The organism is Chitinophaga sp. HK235 (assembly GCF_018255755.1).
Taxonomy (GTDB): Bacteria; Bacteroidota; Bacteroidia; order Chitinophagales; family Chitinophagaceae; genus Chitinophaga.
The window spans coordinates 8,297,777-8,308,634 of record NZ_CP073766.1 but is presented as its reverse complement, the minus strand read 5'-3'; the positions used below and the strand labels follow the sequence as shown (position 1 = coordinate 8,308,634).

Sequence of the window (10,858 nt, the reverse complement as noted above, 5' to 3'; positions counted from 1 at the left end):
GAATATTTCCCACAAAATAGATTACAGACATGAACAAAACACTTCAATATAAAATTGCTACCGACTATTGGTTGGAGAAAACCGGAAAACCGGAACTGTCTGAAATAAGTGGTACATCCATTACCCCTGTTGCTCCCGGCAGTCAGACCTTCGCGCTGGATGAAGCCACTGCAGCTGCGCTGAAAAAAATATGCAATGATCAGGATACCGGTATCTATGTGTTTTTAGTCACTGCGTTATCCATCTTTCTGCATAAATACACAGCTGCAACAGAACTGCTGATAGCAGGTCCTGCACCAGTGCTGTCCAACGGAGATACTTCCGCTGCCCCGGTATTCCTGTCTGCCAATATTCAGTCAGGTACCACCATCAAACAGCTGCTTCAATCATTCCAGGAAGAGCTGAAAACTGCCTATTCTCACCGGGATTATCCTTTTGATAAATTCTCAGAAAAATATCAGGCGCTGCATGGCTCTCCCAGAGACCTGTTCAATTACGCCTTTTCCTACTTTCCGTTAACAGGTGCCAACAGCTACCGCGAACAGTCGAAGCTCTCCTTCGACTTCCGTAGAACAGCCACTTCGTTTGAACTGGAAATCCATCATACCGGCAAATACGCCGCCTGGTTTATCACACAGATGGGCGTTCATTTGCATCAGGTACTGCAGTTCATTGTCAGTCAACCTGGCTCCAAAGTGGAAGACGTCACTTTCCTTTCCTCCGCAGAAAAACAACAACTGCTGGAAACATTCAATGATACAGCTGTTGACTTCGCAGAGAAAGACCAGACCATCCTGGCATTATTCGAAAAACAAGCGAAACTGCATCCCGAGCAAGTGGCAGTACAGTATGAAGACAAACAACTGACCTATCATGCCTTATGGCAGCATGCCCTGCAACTGGCCACCCTGCTGAAAGACAGCGGCATCGGTCCTAAAGACGTAGTAGCCCTGGTTTGTGATCGTTCCGAAATGATGATCACCGGCATGCTGGGTGTATTAAAAGCCGGAGCAGCTTATCTGCCGGTAGATGCTGACTATCCGGATGAACGCATTCAGTATATCCTGAAAGACAGTGCTGCCAAATTTATTCTTACCACCCGCCAGGTGTACAGCGAAAAACAGGACTGCTTCAGCAACGAAGCCGGTCATCTGTTGCTGCTGGATGGAATCAAGGGAGATAAAGCGTTAGCGGATTTCACGATCCATAATGCTCCGGAAGATCCGGCTTATGTTATCTATACTTCCGGCTCTACCGGCCGTCCCAAAGGCATTGCCGTAAAACACAGCGGCGTTACCAATTTTATAGTGGCCTACAAAGGTCTTTTCAATAAAGGCATTGACACCAGCGACCGTGTACTGGCCCTGGCCAATATCTCATTTGATGCCAGCATCGCGGAAATATTCGTAGCCCTCACCAGTGGCGCCACCCTGGTGGTACTGGATAAAAGCCGCCTCTTCGATGCAGCTAAACTGGCCGGATTCCTGCAAGCGGAAAATATCACCTTCGCTTATATTCCGCCGGTGTTGCTGAAAGAAGTATACGATCAACTTAAACAGCAAAACAAACCCCTTGCACTCAATAAGTTGTTTGTAGGCGCAGAATCTGTTATCGATCATATCCTGTATGATTATGCCAGTCTGATAAAGGGAATAGATATCCTTAACGTTTACGGCCCTACGGAAACAACCGTTATCGTTACTACGATGAAATACAAGCCGGCACTACCTTCCGGAGAAAATGTATCCATCGGAAAACCGATACCCAACTGCCGGATTTACATCCTGAACAATGCGCTGGAACCTGTTCCCGCAGGAGTGCCCGGTGAACTCTGTATTGCCGGAGCTGGTGTAACACTGGGCTATCTCAACAATGAAACCCTTACTGCTGCCAAATTTGTGGATGATCCTTTTCATCCGGGTCAAAAGATGTATCTCTCCGGCGACCTCGCCAGATGGACACCAGACGGGAACATCCAGTTTATTGGCAGAAAAGACAACCAGGTAAAAATCCGTGGCTACCGCATAGAGCCGGGAGAAATAGCCACCATCCTGCAACAACAGCCTGCCGTAAAAGAGGCAGTGGTAGCACCACTGACAGATGATAACGGCAGCAAATACCTCTGCGCCTGGGTAGTACCCGCTGGGGAAACTAATATCACCGCCATACGCGCAGCCTTATCAGCACAGCTGCCGGAATACATGATCCCTGCAAGATTTGTGATGCTGGAAAAGATCCCCGTTACCAGCAACGGTAAAACGGATTTTAAAAAATTACCACATCCTGCACAGCAGGAAAGAGTCATCAGTGCAGAGGAACAACCGGCCAATCAGCTGGAAGAGCAGCTGCTGGCCATCTGGCAGGAACTTTTAAACATCCGTCAGATCGGCACTAACGATAATTTCTTTGAACTGGGTGGCCACTCGCTGAAAGCGGCCAAACTCATCACCATTATCCTTCGTGACCTGCATGTGGAAATTCCGTTGCGGCAGGTATTTGTAAATGGTACTATCAAACAACTGGCGGCATACATCCGGCAGGCAGAACAATCGGTACGGTTCGAAATACCTGTTGCCGCTGTTACCAGCCACTCTCCTGCTTCCTTCTCACAAAGGGGCATCTACCTGAGCTACCTGCTGAACAAAGAGGCTATTAACTACAATATGCCTTCTTCCTTCGAGGTGATCGGCAAACCGGATATTCCCCGGCTGGAAGCGGCGCTGAAAGCCCTTATGCAGAGACATGCCATACTGAGAACCGGCTTTAGTTTCACCGACGAAGTAATCATGCAGCATATTGCCGATGAAGTGCCTTTTGAAATAAGCGTTGTCCATGATGAGCAGCCTGATTTCAGAGCATATATCACCAATCTCGTTCGTCCTTTTGATTTGAGCAACCCACCTATGTTGCGGGCCCTCTTTATTCAAAAGAACGACAACGCCGGCATACTGCTCTTTGATATGCATCATATTATCTCTGATGGCATCTCCATGGAGGTATTCATGAAAGACTTACAGGCATTCTATCTGTCGGAACAATTACCGCCGCTGAAAATTCAGTACAGGGATTATACCTCCTGGCTGGATGATTACCGCAACAGCGGCGACTTTGAGAAAAATAAACAATACTGGCTCAATACCTTCGCCGACAAACAGGTGGCATTAGATCTGCCGGTAGATTTCCCCCGCTCCGCTGAAAGAAGCCTGGAAGGAGAATTGTATATCGTCCCGCTGGATAAAGCGACTGCTTCCCGCCTCCGGAAAGTTGTCAATAAAGAAGGAAGTACCCTCTTCCTGCTGGCATTAGCGGCCTACAACCTGCTGCTGGCCAGGTACACCGGCAAAAAGAATATTACGGTGGGAACCCCTGTGGCCGGCCGCGTCCATCCTGATCTGGAGCAGCTGATCGGCATGTTCGTACATACGTTACCGGTAAGATGCTCCATGGATATGCAGCAGTCCTTCACCACCCTGCTGGAACAGGTTCGCAGCACTTTCTTCACCGCTCTCGATCATCAGCTGTATCCGATGGAAGAACTGGCCGAACAGCTGGAACTGGCACGTGACCTCAACAGGAACCCGCTTTTTGATACCATGTTCAGCTACCACGACCTGGAGTCATCCGTATGGTCAGGCGGAGATTTTTCGCTGGTGCCGCTGGAACTGGACATGAAAGCACTGGATGTAAAATTCGATCTCTCTGCATCCCTCACTACCTCCGGTGAAGACATGATGGTGCTTTTCAATTATTCAAAAAGTCTGTTCAAAGCCGCTACCATAGAGCAGATGGCGGCACAATACATTTCCATCCTGGAGATGGTTTCACATGCGCCGTCCCTGTCACTCGAAGCCATCAGCCAGCACATTGCGCCGGAAAAAACAACGCTTCCACTGTATGAAGACCAGCCGGCGCTGTTCCGTTACCTGGGCATAGATGACTCAGTATACTCAGCTGCCTATCCGCTGAATACCACCCAGCGGGATATATATCTCACCTGCGTGCTGGACCCCGAAGGCTACAGCCTCCGTCCCCTGGCCTACTTCCATATCAACAACCCGGTGGACGTACCCATGTGGGAAGCTGCCCTTCAACAGGTAACCCTTGAAGAAGACGGTATGCGCTCTGTTATCCTCACAAAAGATGCAGAGGTGTTTCAGGCAGTAAAAAAAGAAACAGCACTGTGCTTCAGCTTCCTCGATATTAGCCGGGAAGTTAAGACAGAGGCGGATATCCCTGCTCTTGTTAAAAAATACTGCGATGAAAACCAGGACATCAGCAAACCACCTTATAAGCACTACCTGTTTAAGGTAAACGATCAGCATTATGTGATGGCGGTCAGCGCCCACCACCTTTTTGTGGACGGCACTTCACTCAAGCTGCTGGTTGAAAAAACAGACAATGCCTATCATCTCCTGAAAGCTGGAAAATATAACGGAACCGCACACACGCCATATCGCAACAGTGTGCTGGACCACCTGGCCCGCTTTGATACCACCGATACAGAAAACTTCTGGAAGAATTACCTGGCAGATGTTCAGCCATTATCTTATTCCGGCGCATGGTCGCAGGAAGATAAAATGGTGGCCGGCACCCTGCCTGTAACCGGTGAAGAAGTACAACTGCTGCAACAATATTGCGAACAGCATGGCCTGAAGCCGCATATTTTCTTCAAAGCAGTTTTTGTACTGCTTACCAAATACTACTGCTCTGCTGACCAGGATTTCTGTATCAGGGAAAATATTGCTGGTCGCGATGAACATGAGATGAACACCATCGGTGTTTTCTCCCATGTATTCCCGCTGCTGGTTACACAACAGTTCTTTAATGAAGGGACTTCCTTCGCGGAACTGTGCCGTCACCTGCAACAGCAGAAGAGAACGGCCAACCCTTACCGGGATATTTCGCTTGCCCTGCAAAACCATATCATCGGAGACGAGCCACTGTCTTTCTTCTATAACTACCAGAACTATATTGCCCCGGATACGAAAATGAAGATGAGTGCCCTGCAACGGGTGTACAGTGGGCTGAGTAATCATATAGAATTAAGGGTAACAGCTCACAGTGAAGGCTATACGTTAAAGCTCGAATACAATGAAAAGACATTTAACGGTACCCACTTCCTGGACCGTGTGCAGCTCCTGCTCACACAGGTACTCCGCGAGAATATACCTCTGCAGAAACTGCAATACCTGACACAGGAAGAGCTGCAGGAACTGACGGCTTTCGGCAGCAACCCCGGAGAAAAAGCAGAAAGAAATGTGCTTGAATTGTTTGAAGAACAGGTACAACAGAAACCCGACCATGTGGCCGTTGTATTCCGTGATAAAAACATCACCTACGCAGAACTGGACCGGGCAGCCGACGCTGTGGCCGCACATTTGCAGGAACAGGGCGCCCAAACAGGAGATATCATCGGTATCATGGTGGACCGCTCCGAATGGATGATTATCGGCATGCTGGGTGTCATGAAATCAGGTGCAGCTTATCTGCCCATAGACCCCGAATATCCGCAGGATAGAATTGATTACCTCCTGAGCGACAGTAACGCTAAAATGCTGCTGACACACGCTTCCGGAATAAACAGACATCCGCATAGTATTATCATCGAAGAGATAGCCCAGCGAAATGCAGCGCCTGTCAAACACCCCATTGCCCCCGATCAGCTGGCATATGTGATCTATACCTCCGGTACTACGGGCAGGCCCAAAGGCGTGCTGGTAGAGCACCGTGCCCTGAGTAATGTGGACCTGGCCTGGCGTAAAGCTTATGACCTGGATAAATTTGAACCACGCTCACTGCAAATGGCGAGCTTCTCTTTTGACATGTTCACCGGCGAAGTGGTACGTATGCTCACCAATGGCGGACGCGCGATTATCTGCACCTCTGAAATCCGTTTGGACCCGGTTTCGTTTTACGAACTGCTGACATCAAACCAGATCAATGTGCTGGAATCCACTCCTGCATTGATTGCTCCGCTGATGGACTATATATGGGAACATAAGAAAGATATCAGCTTCCTGAAAATGATCATCGTAGGTTCTGATGCCTGTCCGCTGCCTTTCTTCAAAACACTGCTGGAAAGATATGCACCTGGAATCAGAGTACTCAACAGTTATGGCGTAACCGAAACCTGCGTCGATTCAGGGTTCTATGAAACATCGGTTACATCCCTCCCGGCTGCCGGCAATACGCCCATCGGAACACCGCTGTTAAACTATACCTACTATGTATGTAACGCATCCCATCAGCTGGTACCAGTAGGCCAACCGGGAGAACTGTGGATAGGCGGAGCTGGCGTGGCCAGAGGCTACCAGAACAGACCTGATACCACTGCAGAAAAATTCATCATCAGTCCGCATACACAGGAAAGAGTCTATAGAACAGGGGACCTGGTACGATGGCTGCCTTGCGGCAACCTCGAATTCATGGGCCGCGGAGATGAACAGGTAAAAGTGCGTGGCTACAGGATAGAATTAAAAGAGATAGAAAGCGTGCTGTTGCAACTGCCGCAGATAAAAGAAGTGGCAGTAACCGTTTTCGGCCAGGCAAATGAGAAGGAAATGGTATGCTGGTATGTAAGCCAGTCAGGGAAAACACTGGAAGACCTCAAGGAGCAGTTGAAACAATACCTCCCCGATTATATGGTGCCCGCTTTCTTTATCGCCCTGGACCATCTACCGGTAACGCATAATGGAAAAATAGATAAAAAGTCATTGCAGGACCCGTTGAAGTACATGGACACACAAAGTACCATTACCGCTACTCCGGAAACTGCCACAGAACAGGCCTTGCTCACCGTATGGCAGGATATCCTGAAGAGAAATAAAATCGGCGTACTCGATAATTTCTTTGAACTGGGTGGTCAGTCATTAAGAGCCATGGTGCTGGTGTCCAGGATTCAGAAAAATTTCTCTGCTGATATTTCCCTGAAAGATATCTTCACTTATCCTACGATCAGGTCGCTGGCCGTACATATAGACAACAACGCCTTGTCTGCCCATCAGGCGCCTATCACCAAAATAGCAGAACAACCACATTATCTGCTCTCTCCGGCACAAAAAAGGATGTACGTCATCAGTCACTTTAAGGGAGCAGAAATCAGTCATAATATCTGTGATGTTTGCTGGGTACATGGCCAACTGGATATACACAGACTGGAAGCCGCTTTCCAGGCAATGACCAACAGACATGAAAGTCTGCGTACCTCTTTCAGTATGGTCAATGGAGAACCTGTACAGGTAATACATCCCAAAGGTACTTTCCATCTAACCCACCTGCATGGCAAGGAAGAAGATGCCACCACTGTGGCCAAAAACTTTGTGAAAGGATACGACCTCAGTCAGGCTCCCCTGCTCCGTGCCACGGTGATGGAAGTAAATCCGGAAAAACATCTGCTGCTCTTCGATATCCATCATATCATCAGCGATGAGGTGTCTACCGGTATCTTCCTCCGAGAGCTGTGGGCCTTATATAGAGGTGCTATGCTGCCGGAACTGTCTGTTCAGTATAAAGACTATGTAGCCTGGTTATACTCCCCTGCCAATGCAGGTGTGATTACCCGTCAGAAACAATATTGGGTACAGCAGCTGCAGGGCGAGCTGCCGGTAATGGAAATGCCATATGACTTTCCACGGCCGCTGACAAAGACTTTCGAAGGGAAAGACCATCTCTTCCGGCTCGACGACAGCACCGCTGCCCGTGCGCTTGAATTCATCAGCCGCAAAGGCATTACCCTCAATATGCTGATGCTGTCGGTTTATAATATCCTCCTGTCCAAATACACTTCACTGGAAGATATTATCGTAGGCATACCAGTGGCAGGACGCACCCATGCCGATCTGGAGCCGGTTATAGGCATGTTTGTGAATACGCTGGCACTGCGCAGCTATCCGACAGCAGAAAAAGTGTTTGAACATTTTCTGGATGAAGTAAAGGCTACTGCCCTTGCTGCCTATGAAAACCAGGACTATCCTTTTGAAGAACTGGTGGAAACACTTCAGATCAAAAGAGACCCGGGCAGAAACCCGCTGTTCGATGTATTGTTCCAGTTTATCAGCAAACAGCCGCGTGAAGAATATCAGGGTCTGCACTTTGAGCCATTCCCGCTGAACATGAGCGTTGCCAAGTTTGATCTCACCTTCCTCACGATACAATCGGGAGAGCAGATTGATTTTCTGTTGAACTACAACAGCGCATTACTGACAGAAGGCTCTGCACAGCGGTTTGTCAAACATTTCTGCAATGTGCTTAAACAGGTGTTAAACAACCCGGCGATCACCCTCAGGGAAGTTACCCTGCCGGATGAAGCTGAAATAGCCCAGCTCAGGGCATTCGGAGGCAGCCCCGAAAAAGACGCACCTCGTGTCACCATCCCTCAGCTGTGGCAGGAAAAAGCGCCTTTGTACAAAGACCAGATAGCCGTGGAAACATCCGCAGGCAGCATCACCTTCGGTGAACTGGACCAACAATCCACTACGCTGGCCATCTACCTGCAGGAAGTATACCAGGTGAAACCAGGAGATAAAGTAGCCCTTATGCTGCAAAGAACCCTGGATATGCCGGTAGCGCTGCTGGCCATCCTGAAAACAGGAGCGGCTTATGTGCCTGTTGATCCGAGTTTCCCGGCACAGCGCATTGAATACATTTTAAACAACAGTGAGTGCACCATGATCCTTGCCGACAAGGACTATCACTACTCACAGCCGTTGTTTAACATCCATGGCGAACGGCAAAACATCAGCCAGCAACAGCTGAAACCCATACATATCTCCCCCGACGATCTGGCTTATATCATTTACACCTCCGGCTCTACCGGTGTTCCCAAAGGCGCTATGCTGGAACATCTCAACGTAACCAGCTTTGTGCGCAATTTTGAACCGGTATATGGTATCGTTCCGGGTGACAAGATACTGGCCATCAGCAATATCACGTTTGACCTGTCTGTGCTGGAAATCCTGTGCAGCCTGCTCTCCGGCGTAACTGTACTGCTGGCGAATGATGCGGAAATAAACGATTTCCCGAAAGTGAAGGAACTGATCCTGCAGCACAAAGTAAACACACTGCAGATGACACCTTCCCGACTCTCCCTATTCCTGAACACAGTAGGTTTAAGTGTTTTATCCGATATCAAAACAGTGATAACGGGAGGCGAGCCGGTAACCACAGGGTTGTTCAACAGCTTAAAAAGATGCAAAAACACCCGGGTATTTACCAGCTGCGGCCCCACCGAAACCTGCATATACAGCACTACAGACGAAGCGAAAGACGACAGGATTACGATAGGGAAACCACTGTTGAACGAACAGGTATTCATTGTGGGCAACCACGGCCAGTTACAGCCGATCAATGTAGTGGGAGAAATATACATCGCAGGATCAGGTGTGGGAAGAGGTTACTGCAATCAGGAAGCCCTCACTAACGAGAAATATTTCCGCGATGAAACATTATCCCTGTCCCCTGAAAGAATATACAAATCAGGAGACATCGGAAGATGGCTGCCCGACGGCCGTATTGAATGTCTGGGCAGAAAAGATACACAGGTGAAGCTGAGAGGCTACCGTATTGAACTGGGTGAACTGGAAAACGCACTGGGCAAAATGGAAGGCATTGGTGTAACAGCTGCCATCATCACCACTGTTAAAGGTGAAAAGCAGATCGCTGCATTCTATGAAGCCGACCGGGAATATGGTTACTCTACCATCCGTACTTTCCTGGCCGACCGTCTGCCCAGCTATATGTTACCACTGTTCTGCATACACGTAGAAAAAATGCCGATCAACAGCAATGGCAAAATTGACCGTAAGGCACTGGACCAGCTGGCACAACAACACCAGGCTGCCGACCGTCCTTTTGATGAACCGGTAGGTACACTGCAGAAAGCGCTGGCAGAAATCTGGAAAAGTATACTGGATCTCGATCGTATCAGCAGTACCGACAACTTCTTCGAAATCGGCGGTAACTCCATCAAACTTATCCAGGTACTGAACAGGATTAAGAAAGAACTGGACGTGAACGTTCCGCTCACCGCCGCCTTCACTTATCCTACCATCAAAGCGCTGGCAGAGAAGATAAAGATGATCACCGAATTTGGCAGTGTGTCTGAAGAAGAATTCTATTCCGTGGCCAACGCAGGAAAACCACAAACCATTTTCTGCCTTCCGCCCGCTATCGGCTATTCCTTCATATACGCCGCACTGGCAGAGTATTTCCCGGACTATACCATCTGCTGTTTGCATTTCATCGAAGAAGAAAACAGACTGGAGAAATACTTCCAGGTGATGGACGAGCTGCAGCCCGACCAACCGCTGATACTGCTGGGATATTCCGCCGGAGGTAACTTTGCATTCGAACTGGCCAAAGAGCTGGAAAACAGAGGACGTGAGGTATCCGACATTATTTTACTCGATAGCTTCAAACGCTGGCTCTCCAAAGCTAAAACACCGGTAGAGCTGGAAGCTACTGTACACGCCTACTACCAGATCGTAGACTGGTCTATCTTTGCGGTAGAACCCGAATACCTGGAAGTGCTCAAGAAAAACACCATGAGCAAAATTGAAGGCTATTGCAAGTACATGAACGGTAAAACAGATCCGGATACTACCAATGCCAGAATACATCTTGTAAAATCAAAAGATGAATGGCAAACACCGGAAACTAACCGCGACTGGAAAGAAAGCTCCACCAACAGTTTTCATATCTATGAAGGAGAAGGCCGGCATCCGGAAATGTTTAATCCGGAATATATATCACATAATGCCGGACTTATTTCAACGATCCTGCAACAGATCAATGTATCGCAACCATCAGTTGTATAATGTTTTGAATTATTAAAACACCTGGGGCGCATGTATATGCGCCC

The 10,858-nt window shown here is 48.5% G+C and carries 1 protein-coding gene; it reads left to right on the top strand.

All coding sequences use genetic code 11. The annotated features are described in order from the left end of the window. Window positions 1-29 precede the first annotated feature (29 nt). Entirely contained in the window at window positions 30-10,814 is a 10,785-nt protein-coding gene (locus tag KD145_RS32100; protein ID WP_212003867.1) for a non-ribosomal peptide synthetase, read from the top strand. The last annotated feature ends 44 nt before the right edge of the window (window positions 10,815-10,858 follow it).